Origin of the sequence: Thalassotalea sp. HSM 43 (genome assembly GCF_004752005.1) — a bacterium.
GTDB lineage: Bacteria > Pseudomonadota > Gammaproteobacteria > Enterobacterales > Alteromonadaceae > Thalassotalea_A.
Genome location: NZ_CP038493.1, coordinates 1,464,683 through 1,486,484, shown reverse-complemented (window position 1 = coordinate 1,486,484; position 21,802 = coordinate 1,464,683). Strand labels below are relative to the sequence as shown.

The following is a 21,802-nucleotide window of genomic DNA, read 5'->3' as shown; positions in this document are numbered from 1 at the left end:
GGGTTACGCTTCGGCAGTCTCGGTCATAGCTTGTTGCTGTAGCGTCTTGTATTTGTCACGAGCGGTTTCAAATGCATCTCTAGCATCGCTGGTAACGTAAGGGCTTAGCAATGCGAAAATCTTTAATAGACCATCGTAAATACTTTCATCATTAATATCTGGCTCTTCATCAACCTGTGTCTGCAAGTAGCTCAACCAAAAGGTCGTGGTTAGGCGCAACAAACAGGTTAAATCTTCATACTCATCATCCTGAATGGATAGAATGCCAGCATCGCTTAACGAGTGCAGCATGTGTAATACACGCTGTTTAATTTGTCGTTGAATTTCACTGTAACGTTTTTTCAATGCCGGGTTTTTCGCTAACAGCACCGGTAAGTTGGAATAGAAAAAACGGAATTTGGAAATAAGCTGAAAGACGATATCCATATACAACAAAATGCTGTCTAGTGGGTCTTCAGTTTCCCGTAAGTGTTGAAATTCAGAAATCAAATCATCCGCATATTCACTGTATATGGTATTGATGATGTCTTCTTTATTGCGAAAATGGTAATACAGGTTACCAGGGCTAATACCCAAGTGTGCGGCAATATGGTTAGTGGTGATATTGCGCTCACCTTTTTCATTAAACAGCTCTATGCTGGCGTGAATGATCTTATCTCTTGTTTTCATTTCTTCCGAAACTCTTATTTAATGCCTGGCCCGATAAGCATATTTATCCAGGTAATGTAGATATTACTCACATCATACTATCAAATTAACTGAAAAAGGAAGTTTTTTGAGTATTTACTTTAGATGGCTAATGAGCACGCCGTATTTGCTTTGTGTGCAGCACAAGCTAAAATGGCAGAAAATGATTTGTTAATAGCTATTTATGAAAAATAAGGCGATATACCCGGGCACGTTTGACCCGGTAACCAATGGTCACTTGGATTTGATTGAGCGAGCGGCTAAATTGTGCGATCAGGTTGTGGTTGGGGTTGCTGCGAGCCCTAGCAAAAAGCCTCGTTATGACTTACAACAACGCGTCGATATGATCACTGAGATCACCACTCACTTAGATAATGTCACTGTGGTTGGCTTTTCCGGTTTATTGGTAGACTTTGCCAAAGAGCAAAATGCTAAAGTGCTGATTCGTGGCTTGCGCGCGGTTTCTGATTTTGAATATGAATTTCAATTGGCCAACATGAACCGTCGATTATATCCCGAGCTGGAAAGTGTGTTCTTAACACCTTCTGAGGAAAACTCCTTTATCTCATCGACATTGGTTAAAGAAGTGTCCTTACACGGCGGTGATGTATCTGAATTTGTGCATCCGCATGTCAAACAAATCCTTGATAAAACCGTGTTTAATAAAGCCAATCAAAGCTAATTGGCCAGCCCATCAAGGCAAATTAAAAAAGCTGGCTTATGCCAGCTTTTTAGTTTTTAAATCCGTTATTTATACACGCTACAGAGCTAATGTACCGCGTTCGATGCGGTTAATTTTTTTGGCAACGAGGGCAAAATGTTGTCGCCCGTCCACCTTGTTTAATTTCTTTTAACGGCGTTTCACAGAGAAAACAGGGCTGATCTTTGCGACCATAAACCATCAATGATTGGGCGAAATAACCCGGTCGACCATCGGCTTGCGTAAAGTCTTTTAGGGTGGTCCCGCCTTGTTCTATGGCTTGTTGTAATACCTTTTTAATTCTCTTTGCTAAATCGATAAAGCGTTTCTTCGAAATCTTGCCCGCGGCTTTTGTGGGATTGATACCGGCTTGGAATAGGCTTTCATTAGCGTAAATGTTACCCACCCCAACCACGATATGATTATTCATAATGAAGGTTTTTATCGCCACGGTTTTATTGCGAGATTTTTCATATAAATACTGACCATCAAATTGCTCGGATAAGGGTTCTGGCCCTTGGCTTGCTAACAGCGGATGTTGGTAGACGTCACCGGTAAGCCACAATACCGCACCAAATCGTCTAGGATCATTAAGGCGCAAAGTGAGGCCGTTATCAAACACCAAATCAAAATGATCGTGCTTACTGACTTCGGTATGTTCAGGGATAACCCGTAGCGTCCCAGACATGCCTAAATGCAATAACAAGGTGCCTTTATCGGTTTTTAGCAACAGGTATTTCGCGCGTCGAGTAACGCTGTCTATCACTTGGCCTTGGATATCATCAATGGTATCGGTAATGGGCCAGCGCATATTGGCATTTCGAACCACAACTTCTTTGACAGTGTGATTAACGATATGTGGTGTTATGCCGCGTCGGCATGTTTCTACTTCAGGTAATTCAGGCATGATAATTCATTAACAGGCTGTAGTGGTTGGCAACTAAGTTAGCTTGCAACAAGGTTAGGTGGCATTGGGCAGTCCAGCGTATCGGCAATCGCCCGCACTAACTCCATTTCTTGGTGCGTAAAGCTCTTGTCACCGGTTGCAATTAATAAACAGGCCCTAAGTATCCTAGGTTTCTCTTTTACCTGCAACTCGACTAACGTTTGTAGCGCGCCGTCTAGATCACTAAATTGACACTTATCTTCAGACAATAAACGTAACTCGCTCATCTCACTGGCTTGTCTAACTAATGGCAGTAAGCGTTGTTTCTCATCGTCATCGCTGACCAGTTGGTGTAATAAAGTGCTAAACAAAACTTCGGCAGCGGCATAGCATTGCTGAAGGCGACGTTGTTTGTGCAGTTTGTTGGCACGAGAAAATGATGAGCCAACATGTCGGGTGATGATTTTTTGCAATATCCATTCGAACAAACTGATGTGCTGGTCAATATCAATAAGCACCTGAATATTATCGCTAAATTGCTTATATTGAGATTCATCCATGGATTGTAGAAGCGGTACGCTCATGTCAATTAATGGCAGGCGGAAGCGACTTTGTAACTTGCCAACGGTAATGCGTAATGCGAACACGTTATCGAGCACATCGGTTGGGCAATGCTCTTTTAAGTGGCTCAGTTGTGCCTTTAATAAGGATTCATCAGCTTCGAGTAATAAGGCATACACAAACGCTTGGGCACCATGTGGGGTGCGGACCGCATCAATCACATTAACGGGCATCTCAAGCAATAATTGTTGCGCATAATCGATGTTGTTGTCACTGATTTTACCGACACTTTCAATGGCTTTTTGCGCCACAACCGCAGACGTTAAGGTTTTTGCAAACTGCTCTTTCTTGGCTTGTTTTTGCTCTTTCGCTTGTTGGCGTTGTTGTTTCTTTAGTTCATCTTCACGTTGTTGTTCATTGATTTTGCGCTGCAATTTAAAGTGCGGCGATATACGTTCAATGCGCTTATCTAATGGCGGATGGGTGGCAAACATCGATTCGACAAAAGAACTTACGCCAGAGCTAAAATAGGCGTGACTCATTTGCGGCGCCAAAGGTGTATCTAATAGCGAGCCATGATCTGAGTGACCTATTTTATACAAGGCACCGGCAATACCTTCTTTGCTACGGGTAAACTGGACGGCGCTGGCATCGGCCAAATATTCCCGCTGTCGACTGACCCCAGCTTTGATCAAACCGCCAAAAAAGTTACCACTAAAGCCAATGACGATTAACCCTAAACCTAATGCTAAGAACGCTCCGGTATTTTTATTGTTACCGCGTACCGTGCGTAAAATATAGTAACCGATATAACCGATAATCAGGATGCCGTGCAAAACGCCAATCAAGCGCATATTTAAGCGTGTATCACCGTTTAGCAAATGACTAAATTCGTGGGCGACAACCCCTTGCAGTTCTTCTCGTGACAAGCGCTCAATGCAACCACGAGTGACACCAATGACAGCGTCCGAGCTGTTATAGCCGGCGGCAAAGGCATTAATTGCAGGCTCATGCGCAAGTATGTAAACACCAGGCACCGGCGTGCCTGAGGCAATGGCCATTTCCTCAACGACATTAAGCAGCATTTTTTCATTGGCGTCTTTGCTGTCATGGGTGACGCGTTGGCCCCCGAGCAGCTCGGCTATTTTTTTACCACCGGAGCCCAAACTAATACTTTTATAGGCACTGCCTGAGAAGATAACCACGGCGACGATACAGGCAACAAAAATGGCGGTTCGCCATTCAAATTGCTGCGTCATCAAGGACATGCTCAATGCTTGGTCTGCATCGAGTGCCAAGTACGTTTGTAGTGCCATAACCAGAAGGTAGGTCATGGCGATAAGACTAAATACAGCCGCTAAAAATAAAACGCCTAAACGCCAGGTGTTGCGTCTGGCGTTTTGTTGGGCCTGAAAAAAATCCATTAATTGAAAGCCTTAAATAGCGCTTATTTAAAAGATACTTTTGGTGCTTGCTGGATTTGTTGAGAATCCTCAAACTCAAGTAGGCTAGCATCTGGACCATGACCGAATGCACCGGCAAATACAGTTTGTGGAAAGCTCTGTTTATAGGTGTTGTACGCCATGACCTGATCGTTAAACGCTTGACGCGCAAAACTGACACGGTTCTCGGTACTGACCAGCTCTTCATTAAGCTGCATCATGTTTTCATTGGCTTTCAGCTCTGGATAATCTTCCATAACAAAATTAAGTTTATCCAAGGCGCCAACCAAAGCACCTTCCGCGCCCATTAACGATTGCATCGCTTGCGCATTGCCAGGTTGTGCCGCGGCAGCTTCTAAGCCTTTGGCAGCGCTGTTACGCGCACTGATTACCGCTTCCAATGTTTCTCGCTCGTGGCTCATATAAGCTTTAGCGGTTTCAACCAAGTTCGGTATTAAGTCATAACGACGCTTTAGTTGAACTTCAATTTGAGCAAAGGCATTTTTATAGCGATTCTTTAAGGCAACGAGTTGGTTATAAATGCCAATAACGTAAAAAATAGCAATAAAAACAACAACCCAAAATACGATTGTAGTGATACTCACAGGCGCTCCTAGTGTTAAATTTATGTTGCAATGCCCTTAATGTATCGGTTGCTTTGGTTAGCTGCAAGGAGTAAATGTTTCTAGATAAGGCGAAATTCGATGAAAATAAGGGGCAATGATTGGGGCAATAATCACGGCAAGGGAATTTTAGGCATAAAAAAACCCGGATAAACCGGGTTTTTTAAGAAAGCAGTAAACCAATTACTTGATTTTAGCTTCTTTGTAGATCACGTGCTTGCGAGCTTTCGGATCAAACTTTTTGATTTCCATCTTTTCAGGCATGGTCTTTTTATTCTTGTCAGTAGTATAAAAATGACCAGTACCAGCAGATGAAACTAAACGAATTTTATCACGCATTGTTCAATTCCTTAGACTTTTTCGCCACGGGCACGGATGTCTGTTAATACAGCATCAATACCTTTCTTGTCGATGATACGCATTCCCTTAGGAGTAGTACGTAATTTAACGAAACGATTTTCGCTTTCAACCCAAAAACGGTGTGTTTGAAGGTTTGGTAAAAAACGACGACGGGTAGCATTCAACGCGTGTGAACGGTTGTTACCTACCATCGGTTTTTTGCCTGTAACTTGGCAAACTTTAGACATGTGAGTCACTCCAATAAATAATTTTCAGCTCGAGCTTGTTTATTATATCGATTCAGTAGCAAAGCACACAGGTGCGCATTGACGATTGATTCGATATCAACTCCTCAGGCCGTCGCCCATAGGAGCCTGAAAAAGGTCGCAAATTATATAGACGTCCTTTTAAATGATCAAGCTTTATCGGCTACTAATTAAGCTGATGTTCTTAATGGGCGCGATTATACGTGTATTTGCTGAAAAACCCAACAGAAATTACCGCCAAAATCGCTTTTATTACGACATATGTATAAAAATAGTACGGTTCTGTTAATCAAAGGTTTTCAAGCGGTAAGTATTTTTATCCTCCATTAGCCGCGGCAAATTGGGATTCAACGCCGATCGCTGCTAAATTTTATGGATAGTAAGCAATACGAGGTGGGTTATGCGTTGGCAAGGTAAACGAAGAAGCTCGAATGTCGAAGACCGCCGCGGCCAGAGAGTGTCGGCTGGTGGTGGCGGAATTGCCACTTTATTAATGCGTTTTCTGCCTTTTTTACTGCAAACCAAAATAGGCCGCATATTACTTGTTATTGGTGTTGTCGGTTATTTTGGCGCACAAATGCTGGGCGTGAATATCGCACCGCAGCAAAGTTCAGAGCAACAGATCCCGGCAAATACGCAATTAACCGAGCAGCAACAGCAATTAGGAGAGTTTGTCGCGGTGATTTTAGCGGACACCGAAGATACTTGGCACAAATTGCTACAACAACAGCAGAAAAGCTATCGCGAACCGGTATTGGTGTTATTTACGCAGGCGGTGCAGTCAGCGTGTGGCACAGCAAGTTCTGCGGTGGGACCATTTTATTGCCCAGGTGATGAACAACTCTATATAGATTTGTCATTTTATGAAGATTTGAAAACCCGTCATGGCGCGCCTGGTGATTTTGCCCAAGCCTATGTCATCGCCCATGAAGTGGGTCATCATTTACAAAAAGTGCTCGGTACAACAACCAAAGTTCGACAGGCGCAACAAGGGGTGAGTAAAACCGAAGCCAATAAATTGTCGGTGAAATTAGAATTGCAGGCGGATTGCTATGCCGGAGTGTGGGGTTACTATGCTCATAACGAGCGCGACATGCTAGAAGCTGGCGATTTAGAAGAAGCGCTAACCGCCGCGGCGGCTATTGGCGATGACAGACTACAAAAACAGGCACAAGGGCGTGTGACGCCGGATAGTTTCACCCATGGCAGTTCAGAGCAGCGGGTAAGTTGGTTCCGTCGCGGCTTTGATAGTGGCGACTATTTGCAATGCAATACCTTTGGCGGTGCCAACTTATAGACGCCGCATGATCACATGTCGCCGCGTTCGGCTAACGAACAGGTTAAATGACCGGCGATGATAATGTGATCAAGCACCCTTATATCAATAAGTGCCAGCGCCTTGATTAATTTCTGAGTTATTTGTTTGTCAGCAAGGCTAGGTTCGGCAATCCCTGACGGGTGGTTGTGCGATAAAATAATCGCTGCGGCGCGATACTTCAAAGCTGCCTCTACGACAACGCGTGGATAGACGGTGGCGGCATCTATGGTGCCAAAGAACATTTTTTTGTAGCAAATAACCTTGTGTTGGTTATCAAGAAATAACACCGCAAACACTTCATGCGGTTCATGCTTTAATTGACTGATTAAATATTGTCGAGTTTGATGCGACGAGGTTAAGTTAACACCGGATTCCAGTTTGGCGGCAAGAAAACGGCGTGACATTTCTAAACACGCTTGCAGTTGCACAAACTTGGCTTGGCCAAGACCGGGCTGCTGACAAAAGGTTTCGAGATCGGCGGTGCAGAGATTATGCAAATTGCCAAAACGTTGCAATAGCAGTCGACCTAGAGCCACAGCATCAAGACCTTTAATGCCGGTTCGTAAAAAGATCGCCAATAATTCGGCATCACTGAGGTTTTGTACCCCTAGGTTGAGTAATTTTTCGCGAGGGCGCTCGCTTGCAGGCCAATCTAATAACATATTTGCATTCCTTGCTTTAATGTATTGTTGGCGTATTACGGTCAATTAGCTGAATGTGAATACTTACTAATCTGAAGATAACTATTTAATATCCATTTAAATACATGTTATCTTATCGCCACAATTGTTATACACAGTACGTAATCTGTGTCACTAATTTTAGCAGGACGAGATGTTTTTACAGAATAAAAATATCGTTTTGGGCGTAACCGGCGGTATTGCTGCTTATAAATGCGCCGAACTGGTTCGCCGTTTAAAAGATCATGGCGCCAATATTCGCGTGGTGATGACCAATGGCGGCAAAGCCTTTATTACCCCTCTTACCTTACAAGCGGTTTCTGGTAATCCAGTCGCTGACAGTCTACTAGACCCTGCCGCTGAAGCGGCAATGGGACATATTGAGTTAGCCAAATGGGCTGACTTAGTGTTGATTGCTCCAGCATCTGCAAATACGTTAGCGCGCATGTCTGCCGGTATGGCCGATGATTTGCTCATGACCATTGTATTGGCAACGGCAGCGCCGATTGCCATTGCGCCGGCGATGAATCAGCAAATGTGGGCAGCAGCAGCAAGCCAACAAAACCTTTCGACATTAATATCACGCGGCGTCAAAATCTGGGGTCCAGCAGCAGGTGAACAAGCCTGTGGTGACGTCGGTTATGGCCGTATGTTAGAGCCTGATCAGTTGGTTCAACACACCCTAGAGCACTTTAGTGCGCTAGAACAAAGCCAAGGATTACAGGGACAGCACTGGCTTATTACCGCAGGCCCGACGCGAGAAGCGATTGATCCTGTGCGTTATATTTCCAATCATTCATCTGGAAAAATGGGCTATGCCATTGCCGATGCTGCGCGCCAACTTGGCGCAAAAGTCACATTGGTTTCCGGTCCAGTAAACTTGCCCGTACCAGAAGGGTGTCAGTGCGTCTGTGTACAAAGCGCTGATGATATGTATCAAGCGGTCATGAACAGCGTTGAGCAAACTGACGTGTTTGTTGCCTGTGCAGCGGTTGCCGATTATAAGGTCGCGAAGGTTAGCGATCAAAAAATCAAGAAAACCAGTGATAATCAACAGATGGCGATAGAGCTGGTGAAAAACCCTGATATTGTCGCCAGTGTTGCGGCACAACCAGACAAGCCCTTTACTGTGGGATTTGCGGCTGAAACCCAAGATGTTGAAAGCTACGCCAAAGCAAAATTGCAGCGCAAGAATCTAGATATGATCGCCGCCAATGATGTGTCAAAACAAGGCCAAGGCTTTAATAGTGATGACAACGCGCTTAGTGTATTTTGGCAAGGTGGTGATCAGCAACTGCCATTAATGGATAAACAATCTTTGGCAAGGCAGCTGGTGTTGTTAGTTAAACAACGCATGTCCAATGAATAATCGTATCGTGCCAATTAGCTTTGTGGTGTATTAAGCAAAGCTATTTGCGGCAATATAAAGAAGTAGAATAAAGAAGAATAATTACATGTCTGAAAATCAAAAACCAAATAGACGACAGCAAATACTGGAATGCTTAGCTCATATGCTGGAAACCAGTCCTGGGCAGCGCATAACAACCGCAAAGTTAGCTGCAGAAGTCGGTTTCTCTGAAGCGGCTTTGTACCGCCACTTCCCATCAAAAGCCCGCATGTTTGAAGGTCTGATTGAATATATCGAAGAGGCGTTGTTTTCACGCATCAATATGATTTTGGCAGATCAAAAAGAAACCATGGTGCGTTGTCACCATATTACCCATGTTATTTTGATGTTCGCTGAACGCAATCCGGGTATGTGTCGAATTCTTGCTGGTGATGCGTTAGTTGGTGAAAACGAGCGTCTAAGAGCCAGAGTGCATCAATTATTCGAAAAGCTTGAAACCCAATACAAACAAATTCTACGGGAACGCAAATTGCGCGAAGGTAAAGGTTTTCCTATCGCTGAGGGTGCATTGGCTAATACCTTACTAAGTTACTGTGAAGGTAAAATAGGTGCTTATGTGCGCTCTGGTTTTAGTAAAAAGCCAAGTGAAAGCTTTACTGAACAATGGCAATTTATTACCGCGGCTTGTTAAGCGCTTAAATCGCCCCCATATTTAATGACATAAAACAGTTCAGCCAGTGAAGGTGTAGACCATTGCTGGCTTTCCTATATCTAAAAGAGCCTATTATGAATGAATTAAATCAATTACATCCATCCTCATTGTGGTCTATTTTCGCCAATATCTGTGCGATTCCGCATCCATCAAAACACGAACAAAAAATCTCAGCATGGATACAACAATGGGCAGCGGATCTTGGCATTGAATGCAAAGAAGATGAAGTTGGTAACCTATTTTTGAAGAAGCCGGCAACAGCAGGCATGGAAAACCGTAAAGGTGTTATTCTGCAAGCGCATATGGATATGGTGCCGCAAAAAAATAGTGGTACAGACCATGACTTTTTGACCGATCCGATTCGTCCATACATTGATGGCGAGTGGGTCACCGCAGATGGCACCACGTTAGGTGCGGATAATGGTATTGGCTTAGCCTCAGCGATGGCGGTGTTAGCGAGTGATGATGTTGCTCATGGTCCATTAGAAGTGCTAGTTACTATCGATGAAGAAGCTGGCATGAGTGGTGCGTTTGGCCTTAAGCCGGGTTGGTTAGATGGTGATATTTTAATTAACACCGATTCTGAGCAAGAAGGTGAAGTCTACATGGGCTGCGCTGGTGGTGTTGATGCGACTGCGACGTTTATGCTTGAAACTGAAGCGGTACCACAAGATTGGGAATCGTTTAATATTTCCATTTCTGGCTTAAAAGGTGGTCACTCTGGTGTTGATATTCACTTAGGCCGTGGCAATGCCAATAAGCTTCTAGTGCGCTTTTTATTACAAGCGAGCAAGCAATTTGCTATTCAACTAACCGAGCTTAATGGTGGTAGCCTGCGCAATGCCATTCCTCGTGAAGCCAATGCAAGTTTTGTTGTTGCCAAACAGCACATTGCGGCATTAACAACGGCATTTAACGATTACTTAGCGCAAATCAAACAAAACCTGCATGTGGTTGAACCGGATCTTTCTATGATGCTGATTCAGCCGGAAGAATTTGACCTAATGTGGTCACGTGCTTGTCAAAGCAACATTCTAGCGGCGCTTAATGGTGCACCTAATGGTGTATTGCGCATGAGTGATGATATTGAAGGGGTTGTTGAAACCTCGATCAATATGGGGGTGTTACGCTGCAAAGGGCCTAAATTTGTTGCGCTTAATTTAATTCGTTCTTTGCATGACGATGGTCGTATAGAAACCGAAGAAATGATTGAGTCAGTATTTTCACTAGCGGGCGCTAAGGTTGAGTTTACTGGTGCCTACCCAGGTTGGAAACCAAGTACCGATTCACAGATCATGAATTTAGTGCGTGAAACTTACCAAGATAACTTCGATAAAACGCCGGAGATCATGGTCATCCATGCAGGCTTAGAGTGTGGCTTGTTTAAAACCGAATACCCACATCTTGATATGGTATCGATTGGTCCAACAATTAAATTCCCGCATTCTCCAGATGAAAAAGTGGAAGTTAAGACCGTTGGTGAATACTGGCAGTTGTTAACCGCAGTATTGGCGAATATTCCAGAAGCCTAAATAACGCCGAAGAGTAACTAAAAAAGCCACTACACAGTGGCTTTTTTATTGCGTGAAATTACGCGTGGGACTGCAATATATCGTCGAGCAATACTCGGTAGTCGGTGATAAAGGGGTAATCATCGATTTGCCTACTTGCTTGCTTACTATCCGGGTTAGCGACAGCCAATAAATGACCTATGCCAAAGGTTTTTGCAGCATCAAGAATTGGTATGCTGTCGTCGACAAAAAGGGTGTGTTGCTTGTCAAAGCCGACGTCTTGTTGCAACTGTTGCCATAAACTTTGCGATTCTTTACTGACACCATATTGGTGACAGGAGATTAATCTATCAAAGTATTTATCAAGGGCGGTTTTTTCGACTTTCAGACTCAAGCTACCTGGGTGTGCATTGGTGACTAATATAACGCGTCGACCCGATTGTCTTAGTGCTTGCATAAAGTCATGAGCATCATCTCGAAGGCGTATTAAATGGTCAACCTCCCGTTTTATGTCGGTGATCGGCATATTAATTTGCTCGGCCCAGTAATCGAGACAGTACCAAGAAATGGTGCCTTCTACATCACGATATTTTTGCGCCAGAAAATCTTGTGCGGCACTGACGCTAATTCCTTGTGATTGCGCATACCTTTTGGGCAAATGTTGTTGCCAAAAATAGTTATCAAAATGCAAATCAAGAATGGTTCCATCCATATCCAGTAGAACGGTGTTGATATTTGCCCAGTCCAGCATTATTAATCCTATCAATACGTTAACCAATTAAGTATATTATTAAGAAATTGGCAACGATTTGCTATGCTTAATTAGACATTAACTTGGTTATATTATTCAGGCAAGTATGTTGTTTGACCTCATTCCTCAAATGCACTGACACGTTGAAGTTCCATGGATAACGATACAAAACTGGTTTTGCCTGAAATCCTGAAAAGTCAGGATGTAGCTAAAAGCCGCTTGGTGACGGTCGAGGCGATTGACCTCAAGTTCAGTAACGGTGAATTACGCACTTACGAAAAAATTAAAGGCGCGGGTCGAGGGGCGGTACTGATTGTGCCTATGCTCGATGATGAAACGATTATTTTGATACGCGAATATTGCGCAGGAACCCACTCATATCAACTGGGCTTTCCTAAAGGCCTGATTGATCCAGGCGAGCAAGCCAGTGAAGCGGCAAATCGTGAGTTGCAAGAAGAAATAGGCTTTGCGGCGACCGAAATCGACTATATTCATAAGGTAAGCCTAGCGCCGGCGTTTTTTAATGCCACTATGGAGCTATTTGTCGCCCGAGGGTTGTACGAAAGTCGTTTAGAAGGTGATGAACCTGAGCCATTGCAAGTGGTGCATTGGAAACTGAAAGATTATCAACAATTACTGGCACAACCAGATTTCACCGAAGCACGCAGTATCACTGCGTTGATGCTACTTTTAGATAGAATAAAAGGCTAATAATGAAGCAATCGATGTTGTTAGAAATCGCTATCAAGCTCGCCAAACTCGCTGGTGAAGACGTTATGCGATTTTACCAACAGGGTAATTTCGAAGAATATCATAAAGCGGACGATTCACCGGTAACCAGTGCCGATTTAGCGGCAAATAAACTGTTGGTCGATGAATTAACTCGCCTTACCCCTGACATTCCAATTATCTCCGAAGAAAGTACCAATATAGAGTTTCAACAACGACGTAATTGGCCTCGTTACTGGTTACTCGATCCTATCGACGGTACTGGCGAGTTTATCGCTGGCAGTGGCGACTTTGCCGTTAATATTGCCTTAGTAGAAAATAATTGGCCAGTCATTGGCGTGATACATGCACCAGCACATGGCGTTACCTATTACGCAAGTAAAGGGGCTGGCGCGTTTAAAGACGATGGTAAACACGTTAACGCCATTCAAGTTGCTGATTATGATGGTTCAAGAGCGCTTAATGTTGGTGTTTCTCGTCGACAAAATGTGGCGGTGATAGAGCAGTATTTAAGTAAAGATTATAGTTATCAACATATCCCGCTAGGCAGTTGTTCACTAAAAAGTTGTCAAATTGCTGAAGGCTCAACGGATTGCTATTTGCGTATTGGCCCAACTGGCGAATGGGATACTGGCGCCAGCCAAATTATCCTGCAAGAAGCTGGTGGTAATATTGTCGATAGTGAGATGAATGAATTAAGTTACAACCGTCGTGAAAGTTTGATGAACCCAGATTTTATCGGTTTGGGAAATGCTAAAATTGATTGGCAACACGTGATTATTCCACATCGATGCAGCCGAGATTATTAGAGGATTTAATTATGAAACGCGTTTTAACCCTACTGAGTGTGATATTAACCTGTTGTAGCTTTAATGCGACGGCAGAATGGATACTGAATAATAACCAATCGAGTATCAACTTCGTAAGCATTAAAAAACAGGATATTGCCGAGTTGCATCGTTTTGCTAATCTTAAAGGCCGACTGATTGAGCATGGTCGAGGTGAGGTTGTGATTGATTTGGCAAGCGTTAATACCGGTATTGAAGTGCGTGATACGCGTATGAAAGAAATACTGTTTGAAACCGAACGATTTGGTAAAGCCATCATTAACGTTGATGTTGGCCGTATGTTTATGATGGAAATGGAGCAGGGTAAGCCGTATCCTAAAACCATCCAAGGTAGCATTGAGATGCATGGCGTAACCAAAAGCTTTCATGTTGCAACAACCATCATCAGCTACGATAAAGACAACATTCTTATCTCAAGTATCCACCCAGTGATTATCAATGCCAGTGATTTTGGTTTTGATGAAGGAATCGCTAAATTGACAGAGGTTGCGGGTCTGCCAAGTATTTCAAAGGCCGTGCCGGTATCGTTCGTCCTTACCTTTACCCGTAAATAAGTATTAACGACGCGAAAAAAAGCCAGTCTCATAGAGTCTGGCTTTTTTGTTTATAAATTAATAACTAGGGTGTTACCCAGCAAATATCAAGCTTAGTCGCTAGACGGTTGCTCACCTTGTTCGAATAAGTGTCGTTCCATGATGTTGACGGTTTCGTGCAACTCTGAATAAACGATGACCCATTCTCCACACAACAGTTTGTCTTTAACTTGCTGTTTTTTATCGTCTAGCGAGATCTCTTCAAAGCCATAATCGGTACCCTCGCGCAAAACGAATGATTCGATAATGTTGTCGAGCACATCACTGTTAAGTTGTTGTAATGGAATGATCATAATAAACCTGTTGTCGATAACACTACTGGTTAACGCCAAACCTCAGAAAAATAATCCAACACCCGTTGCTCAATAAAGTATTCAGGTTTGAATGGATTACTACCGCCAATAAAGCCAACATGTCCGCCGTGCTGGCTCAGTTCATAGGTCAGCTTATCATTGTTGGGCAGTTGCTCGATAAATTTATGGCATAAAAACGGATCGTCCAGCGCATGCAATACCAGCGTCGATGTGGTGATGTGCTCTAGCTGATAGAGACCACTGACTTTTTCATAATAGTCGCTAGCATTATCAAAGCCATTGATAGGTGCGGTGATCTTATCGTCAAACTGCCACAGCTCTCGAATAGCGCTAAGCTCACTCTTTTCTATATGGTCAATTAAACCCAAATCCATCTTTTGCTGAGTGCTGTCTTTTAGCATATCCACTAGGTATTTTTGATATATACGCGAAAAACCTTGGGAGATGCGCTGACTGCAGCTGCTTAAATGCAAAGGTGCACAAATGATTGCTGCCGCAGCAAATGGGTGGTTTTTATCTTCCACTAGGTAGTTTGCCAATACATTACCGCCTAGCGAAAAACCCAGTATGGCAAGCTTACGATTAGCAAACTGTTGCTTGAGATGCTCGACACAATAATGAATATCAAAGGTATCACCACTGTGGTAACTCGGGCCATGGCGATTGGGCTTGCCTGAGCAGCCTCTAAAGTGCATCAATAGACCAATCCAACCACGCTGTTTGATGGCCATCATCATGCCCTTGGCGTAATGGCTATCAATCGACCCTTCTAAACCATGTAAGACAAAGACGATAGGTTTGTCTGGTGCGGCAGCAGGGTCTTCGGTCCAAGCAAGATCAACAAAATCACCATCCGGTATTTCAACGGTCTCGGTAATGATGTCGAGTTGTAGGTTTTTACGAAGAAGCTTACCCGCCATTGTTTGTAAATGGCAGTTGCTAATCCACCAGGCTGGTCGGAAGTTACTGTTTATTATCATTGCAAGTTAGTGCGCTAATTATTCCTTAAATCACGGCGATTATAGCGCTATTTGTGTTGCTTAAACATTCCCTTTGACAAATTTTAACCAAGGCCTATTTTTTACTGCTCTTTTTGGTAACGGCGACAAATGTTGCTAATGGTTGATTGGCGTCATCCATTAGGGTGAGCGTGTTGGCGTCGATTTGATATAAATCGGTTTCACTAAAGGCTTTAAACAGGCCTTGCTCTTGTTGCATGCCTGCTTGACACATTTTGCGGGTCGCCATTGCTGGGCCTAACTCTAAGGTGGTTTCGGTCATTTCAAAACGACCAGAGTAGTTATTGCAACCGGCAAAGCCCGTAAAGTTTTGCGGGTCTTGTGAAAATTGAATAAAAATGGCCTTTTGATTCTCACCTAAGGTGACCTTTTTACCTGCGAGCATGGTCAGGTTCCATGGCTGACCAAGCAAATCAACGGTGACATCTGGGGTATCTGTTTGTGGCGCAGACTGGCAGCCAGCAAGACCGATAAATATCGCAGGTAAGATGATAGTGAGTATTTTTTTCATTATTGCACTCCATAAGAACTGTGTTTTAAGGATAGATGTTTTGCGCCATAAATGCCGAGCTAATTACGGTGCAATTCGAGCGAAGCGAACAACGCTCTGATATAATCGATGTTAATTTGCTTATCTATTGAGAATACACCATGTCAATCGAACAAACGTTGCGCGACCGCAGTGAAAACAAATGTGAACTATGTAGTGCTACAGACAACTTAACTGTCTATGAAGTTCCGCCGGTCGCCGAGCCAAACTCAGATAAGAGCGTTTTATTATGTGCGCATTGTAGCGCGCAGATAAACCAAACTGACAGTGATTATGACACCAATCACTGGCGCTGCCTTAACGACAGTATGTGGTCGCAAGTACCGGCAGTGCAAGTTATGGCATATCGTATGTTAAAGCGCCTTGACTCTGAAGGTTGGGCACAAGACCTACTCGATATGATGTATATGGATGACGACGTCAAACAGTGGGCAGACTCGGCTGCTGGCGATGCGCCGGAAGCAGAAGATCCAACCCTTGATGTCAATGGTGCTCACTTGCAAGCGGGTGATAATGTTGTGCTAGTAAAAGATTTAGTCGTTAAAGGCGCAAACTTCACCGCCAAGCGCGGTACGGCGGTACGTGGTATCTCACTTAGCTCCAACCCGTTACATATTGAAGGTCGCGTAAACGGTACCCGCATCGTCATTATTGCGGCTTACACTAAGAAGATGTAATACCAAACCATTCGCTGTTATATGTTTCATTGTTGATACAGATGAATTGAAAAGGGCGCTACTTTAGTAAAGTAGCGCCCTTTTTATAGAAGTCAGCGATGTCTCGTCGGGTTATTCTGCCGCCATAATCTCTTCTATTTGTTCTAGCAACATCATCCACTGCTCTTCAGCGTCTTCCAACTTAGGTTTGAGATCAGATTGCGCTGATAGCAATTCATTTAACTTGGCTTTATTTTGCTCTTCATACGTTGCAGGGTCGGCCATTTGTTGTTCGACATCATCGAGTGTAGCTTGCCATTTTTCAATTTGCTGCCCGAGCTTGTCAGCCTGTTTTTTTAATGGCGCGGCTTTTTTGCGAAGCTCTGCTTGCGCACGGCGTTGCTCTTTTTTATCGACTTTTTCGCTACTTTGCGAGTCGTTGGTATTTGCGGCTTTACTCGCGGCTTTTTTATCGTCGTCTAGCCACTTTTGATAGTCATCAATATCGCCTTTAAATTCTGTGACGTGACCTTGGCCGACAAGATAAAACTCGTCTACACAAGACTCCAGCAAATAGCGGTCATGGGCAATCAGGATGATCGCCCCTTCAAAGTTTTGCAATGCCATAACCAGTGCTTGGCGCATTTCTAAATCGAGATGGTTAGTCGGTTCATCGAGTAACAACAATTGCGGCTTTTGCAGCACGATAAGCGCTAACACCAAACGGGCTTTTTCACCACCTGACATAGTATTGATGACATTCAAGGCTTGATCACCACTAAAGCCAAAGCGACCAAGGTGATTACGGCCTTGCAGCTCGGTAAATTCCGGGTGCGCTAATAGCACCTGATTCAAAGCGGTATCATCCATTCGCAACTGTTCAAGTTGGTGCTGAGAGAAATAGCCAATATTCAGTTCTTGAGCACTAAATCGCTCACCTGACATAAGCGCCAATTCGCCAGCCAAAGATTTTATCAGCGTAGATTTACCAGCGCCGTTGCGACCCAATAAACCAATGCGACTGCCAGGTACCAAATCCATATTCACTTGGCTAAGAATTTTGGCGTCTTCACCGTAGCCACAGTCACTCGCTTGCACAGACAGTAATGGGTAGGGCATATGCTCTGGGTTGCTGAATTCAAAACTGAATTGACTATCTACATGCGCCGGCATCAAGTCCGGTAGTTTTTCAAGTCGTTTTAAGCGGCTTTGGGCTTGTTTTGCTTTCGACGCTTTAGCGCGAAATCGATCAACAAAAGACGTCAGGTGTTTGACCTCTTTTTGTTGCTTTTGAAACATTGCTTCTTGTTGCGCTAAATGCTCGGCGCGTTGACGCTCAAACGAGGAGTAGTTGCCACTGTAGAGCTTGGCCTTACCCTGTTCAATATGCAAAATTTCATCGATGACGTCATCGAGAAAATCTCTATCGTGGGAAATCAACACTAAGGTGCCGGTGTATCGTTTTAACCAACGTTGTAGCCATAACACCGCGTCTAAGTCTAAATGGTTGGTTGGCTCATCGAGTAGCATCAAATCAGCACGACTGATTAATGCTTGTGCGAGGTTTAAGCGCATGCGCCAACCACCAGAAAAGCTGCCAACGCTTAAGCTCAGTTGCTGTTGACTAAAGCCCAAGCCGTGCAATAGTTCACCGGCTCTGGCTGGCAATGAGTAGCCATTGATGGCATCAATTTGATCGAGAATGTTGGCTTCTTCATTACCATTGTCGTTATCTCGGGCAACTTGCAGTTGTTGCTCTAATTGGCGGAACTGACGGTCGCCGTCGATGACGTATTCAAGTGCACTTTTAGTGAGTGCTGGGGTTTCTTGTTTTACCGTGGCGATATCCCAGTTGCGCGGCATATCTAAATTGCCTTTATCGATTTGTAATTGCCCTAACAGCGCTGCAAAAAGAGACGACTTACCACAACCATTTTTACCGACCAAACCAACTTTGTGGCCTGGGTAAATGGTGAAGCTAGAGTCTTCAATAAGGGTCTTTAAGCCCCTATCTAAAGTGATTTGCGATGCTTTAATCAAACTTCTTTCCTTTTTCTCTGTAGGGAAACGCGATAAAATAACGCCCTAATTGAGCAATTTTAGCTGTTTTTATTATGAAAAAACGATTTATCGCCGGTGCCAAATGTCCAGAATGCAATGCTATGGATACCTTAGCCTTATATAAAGAAGACGGCGTCGAAAAAGTAACCTGTGTTGCCTGTGGCATGTTAATGACCCAACCGGACGAGAAGGTAGCGCCTGAAGTACGTGGTGACGAAACCGTAATTGGCGTATTCAAGCCTTAACTCTTCAGAGTCTGCTTAAGATCTCACGAAGGCCACTAACTCTTTCAGCGTTATAGCTCACTGCTGCTTAGTAATGTGGAGGCGGCGCTTCATCTTCTGGGTTCGCAATTTGCGAAGCGTTCATGCTTTTTACCTTGTCGACAACCAAGTTCAGCTGATCTTTTAAATGGCTGATGCCTTCTTGATGCGCGGTGATTTCGATGTTGAGCTGTTCGATCACATCGTCCTGAAAAGCAATTTTGGCTTCTAGGTTGTCAATGCGGTCTTGTAATTGCTCAATGAGTAAAGTGTTCTCAGTCATTGGACTAACCTGTAATAAATTTTGCTCATTATCGCCAAAGCGCGCTTGAAGTAAACCTTTTATTAATACTAGGGTTTAAAAAGCGCTTTTTGACCCCATATCTGCATTTATCAACACTTTTGTTGAATAAAACAACAAATAAAGCCTATGCATTACGAGTTTTTATAGCTAGTATTGGGTGAAATTAAAAAATTAAACACTGTATATGAGGTGCTTTTCTTATATACGATGTTTTGGAGAAAGAGATGAAATTTATTACAAAGCCAACCATGGTTGCCGTAGCCGTATTGGCTCTTATTGGTTGTAACGAACCTCAAACTGAGAAGAAAGCCGCTACTCTTGAAACTGATGATCAAAAGCAAGCGTATGCTTTAGGTGCTTCTATCGGTAACTACATGAGCAACAACCTAACTGAAAATGAAAAGCTTGAAATCAACTTAGACAAAGAATTGATTTTAGCTGGTTTCCAAGAAACCCTTAACGGTGAAGGTCAGTTTGACGAGCAAAAAATGCAAGAAATGCTGATGGCTCTTGACCAACGTGTTCGTGAAAAGCGTGATGCATTAGCAAACGCTGATCGTGAAAAAGCACTTGCAGACGGTCAAGCTTTCTTGACTGAAAATGCAAAACTTGAAGGTGTTGTCGTAACCGAGTCTGGTCTTCAATACCAAGTTATTAAAGAAGGCGAAGGTGACAAGCCAGCTGCGACTGATACCGTTAAAGTTCACTATAAAGGTACTTTAATCGACGGTACTGAATTTGATAGCTCATACAAGCGTAACCAACCAATTGAATTCCCACTTAACCGTGTAATCAAAGGTTGGACTGAAGGTGTACAATTAATGAGCCCAGGTTCTCATTACAAATTTGTTATCCCATCAGAGCTTGCTTACGGTGAACAAGGTACAGGTCCAATTCCGGGCAATGCAACTTTGGTTTTCGAAGTAGAGCTTATTGAAATCGTCAAGCCAGCAACAGATGAAGAGACTGCGTCTTAATTCTTGGTCTGATAATTAATATGAAAAACGCCGGACACTGTCCGGCGTTTTTGTTTGTATAAGACGGTTAAAAAGCGCTTTACCTATGCTTGGTAAATAGCTCTTCAATAAGAATATCTTCCATCTCGAAACGCTCTTCCAATAATTGCCCTAAGGCAGATAAATTAATATCGAACCCTTCTAAGCTGTCGTCTTCTGCCACTTCAGCGTATTTGTCATTGAAGTTAAGAGCGACATCCGTTGATTTAGCGATTTCAGGGTAGATGCGGGCGGCAAGGGCAACAGAATCAGGACCGTTTTTCTTACATTGGGCAACGAGTTGGTCGAATACCTCAAAGTGGCCTGCGGATATGTAATCCATTAGCAATTGGCAAAACGATTGAAGTTCGGTTTTTGTTGGTAAAGCTCGGTCAGCTTGATCATAAGGCGGTAAGCCTGCCAGTTGGCAGTATCCCACTAGAACAGCCTGTCGTTCAGCCAGCCAATTATCAATCGCGGTATGTGAACCGCCCCATTGTTGCTGTGCTTGTTCTAAACGTGTAAGCATGTTCCCTCCATCATTAGTGTGATGCTTGTGAGATACTCTATATAAGACTGAATTTCTAACACAAATGCAACACTTTTTTATGCTTGATTATAAGTTATTGAGAATTCGATTTTGTCTGTTGGGAAGCAGCAATCGATTAAATTAAGTATAGTCCTAGGACAGTAATTACAAGTATTTTTTGAGGATTATTTTTAATCGTTGTGCAGCCTTACTCATTTGCTGCAGCAGAATCTGTTGATTGGTCTTTACATAGAGTGGGTCAATCATCGTTGGATGGCTAAGTGACTGACACAATTCACCTTTTAATTGGCAATAGCCAGTAGTTGGCAAGCGACTAATTTGCAACGATTCATTCGCCCAGCGTGTAATATCAATGGCTTGTTCGGTGCTATAGTCGGGCATTTTTTGCTGCATGATCTGCAGCCATTTTTTATTGCTTTTGCCATCGAGTAAACAGTAATCCCACACCGCATGCAGATTATCGCAATGGCGGTAGAAACTTGATGTTTTTACTTGGTTGCCACCCCTATCAGAAGAAAAACTAACATGCATCGGTTGGTGAATATCACCTAACCAATGACCGAGAAAGAATAATGCTTGCCATGTTTGTTGCTCATTCAGTGCTGTTTTTAACTGTTGCAAGTGGGTATGTATGGCATAGGTAATACAAGGCTTGTTGGCCGAGCAGCTATCTTTGCTAACGCGTGTTTGATTGCGTTTTACGTTCATGTAATGCCATGGTTTGTATTGGTCATAAAGCTTGTCACGCTTTATCGCGTCTGGCCAATTACAGCCATTGGCAAAAGTAAGAGCTTGTTGGTTTGGTAAATTAAGGTAGCGATTTATGCGTTGTTTTTCTTTGCTGGGGACAGTCTTTAGGATCGCGCGTATTTTTTGTTTGTCGTCTTGAGCAAGCTGCTGCCAAGTCGATTCGCATACCAATACATGGCCGTCTTTACCTAAAGCTAAGGTGTTGAACGATAGACTAATCAGTAGCAATGCAAACAGCTGACGCATATATGATGAACTCAAAACAATATTAACCATTCAAAGTGTTACATAGCCATTGAAAATAGCAATGTCGAAGCTGCTGCTATGGCGTTATGTATGTCTATGA

General features: G+C 43.5%; 26 protein-coding genes. 11 read left to right on the top strand and 15 right to left on the bottom strand.

What is annotated here, in order from left to right:
- Window positions 1-3 precede the first annotated feature (3 nt).
- Window positions 4-669: a TetR/AcrR family transcriptional regulator gene (locus E2K93_RS06350; RefSeq protein WP_135438288.1), complete on the bottom strand. Its 666-nt coding sequence runs from the start codon at window positions 667-669 to the stop codon at window positions 4-6.
- 202 nt (window positions 670-871) lie between these two features.
- Here E2K93_RS06350 and coaD point away from each other — a divergent pair, with 202 nt between their 5' ends.
- Window positions 872-1,369 carry a pantetheine-phosphate adenylyltransferase gene (gene coaD / locus E2K93_RS06345; protein ID WP_135438287.1) on the top strand — a complete coding sequence of 166 codons (498 nt, stop codon included), beginning with the start codon at window positions 872-874 and terminating at the stop codon, window positions 1,367-1,369.
- Between the two features lie 109 nt (window positions 1,370-1,478).
- Here the strand turns inward: coaD and mutM are convergent, their stop codons facing one another.
- The 5 genes from mutM to rpmB all read right to left on the bottom strand — a co-directional run bounded on the left by mutM (window position 1,479) and on the right by rpmB (window position 5,486).
- Window positions 1,479-2,294 (bottom strand): bifunctional DNA-formamidopyrimidine glycosylase/DNA-(apurinic or apyrimidinic site) lyase, encoded by an 816-nt coding sequence (mutM, locus tag E2K93_RS06340; RefSeq protein WP_135438286.1) that lies wholly within the window; start codon window positions 2,292-2,294, stop codon window positions 1,479-1,481.
- Window positions 2,295-2,332: 38 nt separating this feature from the next.
- Complete coding sequence (locus E2K93_RS06335) at window positions 2,333-4,258, bottom strand: M48 family metallopeptidase (protein ID WP_135438285.1); 1,926 nt, start codon at window positions 4,256-4,258, stop codon at window positions 2,333-2,335.
- 23 nt (window positions 4,259-4,281) lie between these two features.
- Complete coding sequence (locus E2K93_RS06330) at window positions 4,282-4,881, bottom strand: LemA family protein (protein WP_135438284.1); 600 nt, start codon at window positions 4,879-4,881, stop codon at window positions 4,282-4,284.
- 201 nt (window positions 4,882-5,082) lie between these two features.
- Window positions 5,083-5,238, bottom strand: a complete 156-nt coding sequence (rpmG, locus tag E2K93_RS06325; protein ID WP_033078277.1) for a 50S ribosomal protein L33 — start codon at window positions 5,236-5,238, stop codon at window positions 5,083-5,085.
- A gap of 11 nt (window positions 5,239-5,249) precedes the next feature.
- Window positions 5,250-5,486 carry a 50S ribosomal protein L28 gene (rpmB, locus tag E2K93_RS06320; protein ID WP_135438283.1) on the bottom strand — a complete coding sequence of 79 codons (237 nt, stop codon included), beginning with the start codon at window positions 5,484-5,486 and terminating at the stop codon, window positions 5,250-5,252.
- A gap of 418 nt (window positions 5,487-5,904) precedes the next feature.
- Between rpmB and E2K93_RS06315 the strand changes: the two genes are divergently transcribed.
- Complete coding sequence (locus tag E2K93_RS06315; RefSeq protein ID WP_135438282.1) at window positions 5,905-6,801, top strand: neutral zinc metallopeptidase; 897 nt, start codon at window positions 5,905-5,907, stop codon at window positions 6,799-6,801.
- 11 nt (window positions 6,802-6,812) lie between these two features.
- On the opposite strand, the gene radC is transcribed toward E2K93_RS06315, so the two are convergent.
- Window positions 6,813-7,484, bottom strand: a complete 672-nt coding sequence (gene radC, locus E2K93_RS06310) for a RadC family protein (RefSeq protein ID WP_135438281.1) — start codon at window positions 7,482-7,484, stop codon at window positions 6,813-6,815.
- A 172-nt stretch (window positions 7,485-7,656) separates the two neighbouring features.
- Here radC and coaBC point away from each other — a divergent pair, with 172 nt between their 5' ends.
- The 3 genes from coaBC to E2K93_RS06295 all read left to right on the top strand — a co-directional run bounded on the left by coaBC (window position 7,657) and on the right by E2K93_RS06295 (window position 11,094).
- Window positions 7,657-8,871, top strand: a complete 1,215-nt coding sequence (gene coaBC, locus E2K93_RS06305) for a bifunctional phosphopantothenoylcysteine decarboxylase/phosphopantothenate--cysteine ligase CoaBC (RefSeq protein ID WP_135438280.1) — start codon at window positions 7,657-7,659, stop codon at window positions 8,869-8,871.
- 85 nt (window positions 8,872-8,956) lie between these two features.
- Window positions 8,957-9,541 carry a nucleoid occlusion factor SlmA gene (gene slmA / locus E2K93_RS06300; protein ID WP_135438279.1) on the top strand — a complete coding sequence of 195 codons (585 nt, stop codon included), beginning with the start codon at window positions 8,957-8,959 and terminating at the stop codon, window positions 9,539-9,541.
- Between the two features lie 95 nt (window positions 9,542-9,636).
- Window positions 9,637-11,094, top strand: coding sequence for an aminoacyl-histidine dipeptidase (locus tag E2K93_RS06295; RefSeq protein WP_135438278.1), 1,458 nt, complete (start codon window positions 9,637-9,639; stop codon window positions 11,092-11,094).
- A 58-nt stretch (window positions 11,095-11,152) separates the two neighbouring features.
- On the opposite strand, the gene yrfG is transcribed toward E2K93_RS06295, so the two are convergent.
- Window positions 11,153-11,824, bottom strand: coding sequence for a GMP/IMP nucleotidase (yrfG, locus tag E2K93_RS06290; protein WP_135438277.1), 672 nt, complete (start codon window positions 11,822-11,824; stop codon window positions 11,153-11,155).
- Between the two features lie 153 nt (window positions 11,825-11,977).
- On the opposite strand from yrfG, the gene nudE reads away from it, so the two are divergent.
- Genes nudE through E2K93_RS06275 form a run of 3 tightly spaced genes read left to right on the top strand, consistent with a single transcriptional unit; the run spans window position 11,978 to window position 13,955 of the window.
- The gene (nudE, locus tag E2K93_RS06285) at window positions 11,978-12,535 is read left to right on the top strand and encodes an ADP compounds hydrolase NudE (RefSeq protein WP_135438276.1); all 558 of its coding nucleotides are present in this window, start codon (window positions 11,978-11,980) and stop codon (window positions 12,533-12,535) included.
- 2 nt (window positions 12,536-12,537) lie between these two features.
- Window positions 12,538-13,362 (top strand): 3'(2'),5'-bisphosphate nucleotidase CysQ, encoded by an 825-nt coding sequence (gene cysQ / locus E2K93_RS06280; RefSeq protein ID WP_135438275.1) that lies wholly within the window; start codon window positions 12,538-12,540, stop codon window positions 13,360-13,362.
- Between the two features lie 11 nt (window positions 13,363-13,373).
- A complete protein-coding gene (locus tag E2K93_RS06275; RefSeq protein WP_189637866.1) occupies window positions 13,374-13,955 on the top strand; it encodes a YceI family protein in 582 nt (193 codons plus the stop codon).
- A gap of 92 nt (window positions 13,956-14,047) precedes the next feature.
- On the opposite strand, the gene E2K93_RS06270 is transcribed toward E2K93_RS06275, so the two are convergent.
- The 3 genes from E2K93_RS06270 to E2K93_RS06260 form a co-directional block, all read right to left on the bottom strand.
- On the bottom strand, window positions 14,048-14,287 hold the full coding sequence (locus E2K93_RS06270; RefSeq protein ID WP_135438273.1) for a YheU family protein: 240 nt from the start codon (window positions 14,285-14,287) through the stop codon (window positions 14,048-14,050).
- A 29-nt stretch (window positions 14,288-14,316) separates the two neighbouring features.
- Window positions 14,317-15,288, bottom strand: coding sequence for a hydrolase (locus E2K93_RS06265; RefSeq protein ID WP_135438272.1), 972 nt, complete (start codon window positions 15,286-15,288; stop codon window positions 14,317-14,319).
- 94 nt (window positions 15,289-15,382) lie between these two features.
- Window positions 15,383-15,838: an META domain-containing protein gene (locus E2K93_RS06260; RefSeq protein WP_135438271.1), complete on the bottom strand. Its 456-nt coding sequence runs from the start codon at window positions 15,836-15,838 to the stop codon at window positions 15,383-15,385.
- 140 nt (window positions 15,839-15,978) lie between these two features.
- On the opposite strand from E2K93_RS06260, the gene E2K93_RS06255 reads away from it, so the two are divergent.
- Complete coding sequence (locus E2K93_RS06255; protein ID WP_135438270.1) at window positions 15,979-16,554, top strand: PhnA domain-containing protein; 576 nt, start codon at window positions 15,979-15,981, stop codon at window positions 16,552-16,554.
- A 111-nt stretch (window positions 16,555-16,665) separates the two neighbouring features.
- Here E2K93_RS06255 and E2K93_RS06250 read toward each other — a convergent pair whose 3' ends face one another.
- A complete protein-coding gene (locus E2K93_RS06250; protein ID WP_135438269.1) occupies window positions 16,666-18,573 on the bottom strand; it encodes an ATP-binding cassette domain-containing protein in 1,908 nt (635 codons plus the stop codon).
- A 74-nt stretch (window positions 18,574-18,647) separates the two neighbouring features.
- On the opposite strand from E2K93_RS06250, the gene E2K93_RS06245 reads away from it, so the two are divergent.
- Window positions 18,648-18,839 carry a YheV family putative zinc ribbon protein gene (locus tag E2K93_RS06245; protein ID WP_135438268.1) on the top strand — a complete coding sequence of 64 codons (192 nt, stop codon included), beginning with the start codon at window positions 18,648-18,650 and terminating at the stop codon, window positions 18,837-18,839.
- A gap of 67 nt (window positions 18,840-18,906) precedes the next feature.
- Here E2K93_RS06245 and E2K93_RS06240 read toward each other — a convergent pair whose 3' ends face one another.
- Window positions 18,907-19,140 carry a SlyX family protein gene (locus tag E2K93_RS06240; protein ID WP_135438267.1) on the bottom strand — a complete coding sequence of 78 codons (234 nt, stop codon included), beginning with the start codon at window positions 19,138-19,140 and terminating at the stop codon, window positions 18,907-18,909.
- 245 nt (window positions 19,141-19,385) lie between these two features.
- Here E2K93_RS06240 and fkpA point away from each other — a divergent pair, with 245 nt between their 5' ends.
- The gene (gene fkpA / locus E2K93_RS06235) at window positions 19,386-20,138 is read left to right on the top strand and encodes an FKBP-type peptidyl-prolyl cis-trans isomerase (protein ID WP_135438266.1); all 753 of its coding nucleotides are present in this window, start codon (window positions 19,386-19,388) and stop codon (window positions 20,136-20,138) included.
- A 79-nt stretch (window positions 20,139-20,217) separates the two neighbouring features.
- Here the strand turns inward: fkpA and rsd are convergent, their stop codons facing one another.
- A complete protein-coding gene (gene rsd, locus E2K93_RS06230) occupies window positions 20,218-20,685 on the bottom strand; it encodes a sigma D regulator (protein ID WP_135438265.1) in 468 nt (155 codons plus the stop codon).
- A gap of 165 nt (window positions 20,686-20,850) precedes the next feature.
- On the bottom strand, window positions 20,851-21,717 hold the full coding sequence (locus tag E2K93_RS06225; protein ID WP_228445517.1) for a S1/P1 nuclease: 867 nt from the start codon (window positions 21,715-21,717) through the stop codon (window positions 20,851-20,853).
- Window positions 21,718-21,802 lie beyond the last annotated feature (85 nt).

Coding starts and splice junctions, on each gene's coding strand:
- E2K93_RS06350 (WP_135438288.1), bottom strand. CDS start 669: ATGAAAACAAGAGATAAGATCATTCACGCCAGCATAGAGCTGTTTAAT.
- coaD (WP_135438287.1), top strand. CDS start 872: ATGAAAAATAAGGCGATATACCCGGGCACGTTTGACCCGGTAACCAAT.
- mutM (WP_135438286.1), bottom strand. CDS start 2,294: ATGCCTGAATTACCTGAAGTAGAAACATGCCGACGCGGCATAACACCA.
- E2K93_RS06335 (WP_135438285.1), bottom strand. CDS start 4,258: ATGGATTTTTTTCAGGCCCAACAAAACGCCAGACGCAACACCTGGCGT.
- rpmG (WP_033078277.1), bottom strand. CDS start 5,238: ATGCGTGATAAAATTCGTTTAGTTTCATCTGCTGGTACTGGTCATTTT.
- rpmB (WP_135438283.1), bottom strand. CDS start 5,486: ATGTCTAAAGTTTGCCAAGTTACAGGCAAAAAACCGATGGTAGGTAAC.
- E2K93_RS06315 (WP_135438282.1), top strand. CDS start 5,905: ATGCGTTGGCAAGGTAAACGAAGAAGCTCGAATGTCGAAGACCGCCGC.
- radC (WP_135438281.1), bottom strand. CDS start 7,484: ATGTTATTAGATTGGCCTGCAAGCGAGCGCCCTCGCGAAAAATTACTC.
- coaBC (WP_135438280.1), top strand. CDS start 7,657: ATGTTTTTACAGAATAAAAATATCGTTTTGGGCGTAACCGGCGGTATT.
- slmA (WP_135438279.1), top strand. CDS start 8,957: ATGTCTGAAAATCAAAAACCAAATAGACGACAGCAAATACTGGAATGC.
- E2K93_RS06295 (WP_135438278.1), top strand. CDS start 9,637: ATGAATGAATTAAATCAATTACATCCATCCTCATTGTGGTCTATTTTC.
- yrfG (WP_135438277.1), bottom strand. CDS start 11,824: ATGCTGGACTGGGCAAATATCAACACCGTTCTACTGGATATGGATGGA.
- nudE (WP_135438276.1), top strand. CDS start 11,978: ATGGATAACGATACAAAACTGGTTTTGCCTGAAATCCTGAAAAGTCAG.
- cysQ (WP_135438275.1), top strand. CDS start 12,538: ATGAAGCAATCGATGTTGTTAGAAATCGCTATCAAGCTCGCCAAACTC.
- E2K93_RS06275 (WP_189637866.1), top strand. CDS start 13,374: ATGAAACGCGTTTTAACCCTACTGAGTGTGATATTAACCTGTTGTAGC.
- E2K93_RS06270 (WP_135438273.1), bottom strand. CDS start 14,287: ATGATCATTCCATTACAACAACTTAACAGTGATGTGCTCGACAACATT.
- E2K93_RS06265 (WP_135438272.1), bottom strand. CDS start 15,288: ATGATAATAAACAGTAACTTCCGACCAGCCTGGTGGATTAGCAACTGC.
- E2K93_RS06260 (WP_135438271.1), bottom strand. CDS start 15,838: ATGAAAAAAATACTCACTATCATCTTACCTGCGATATTTATCGGTCTT.
- E2K93_RS06255 (WP_135438270.1), top strand. CDS start 15,979: ATGTCAATCGAACAAACGTTGCGCGACCGCAGTGAAAACAAATGTGAA.
- E2K93_RS06245 (WP_135438268.1), top strand. CDS start 18,648: ATGAAAAAACGATTTATCGCCGGTGCCAAATGTCCAGAATGCAATGCT.
- E2K93_RS06240 (WP_135438267.1), bottom strand. CDS start 19,140: ATGACTGAGAACACTTTACTCATTGAGCAATTACAAGACCGCATTGAC.
- fkpA (WP_135438266.1), top strand. CDS start 19,386: ATGAAATTTATTACAAAGCCAACCATGGTTGCCGTAGCCGTATTGGCT.
- rsd (WP_135438265.1), bottom strand. CDS start 20,685: ATGCTTACACGTTTAGAACAAGCACAGCAACAATGGGGCGGTTCACAT.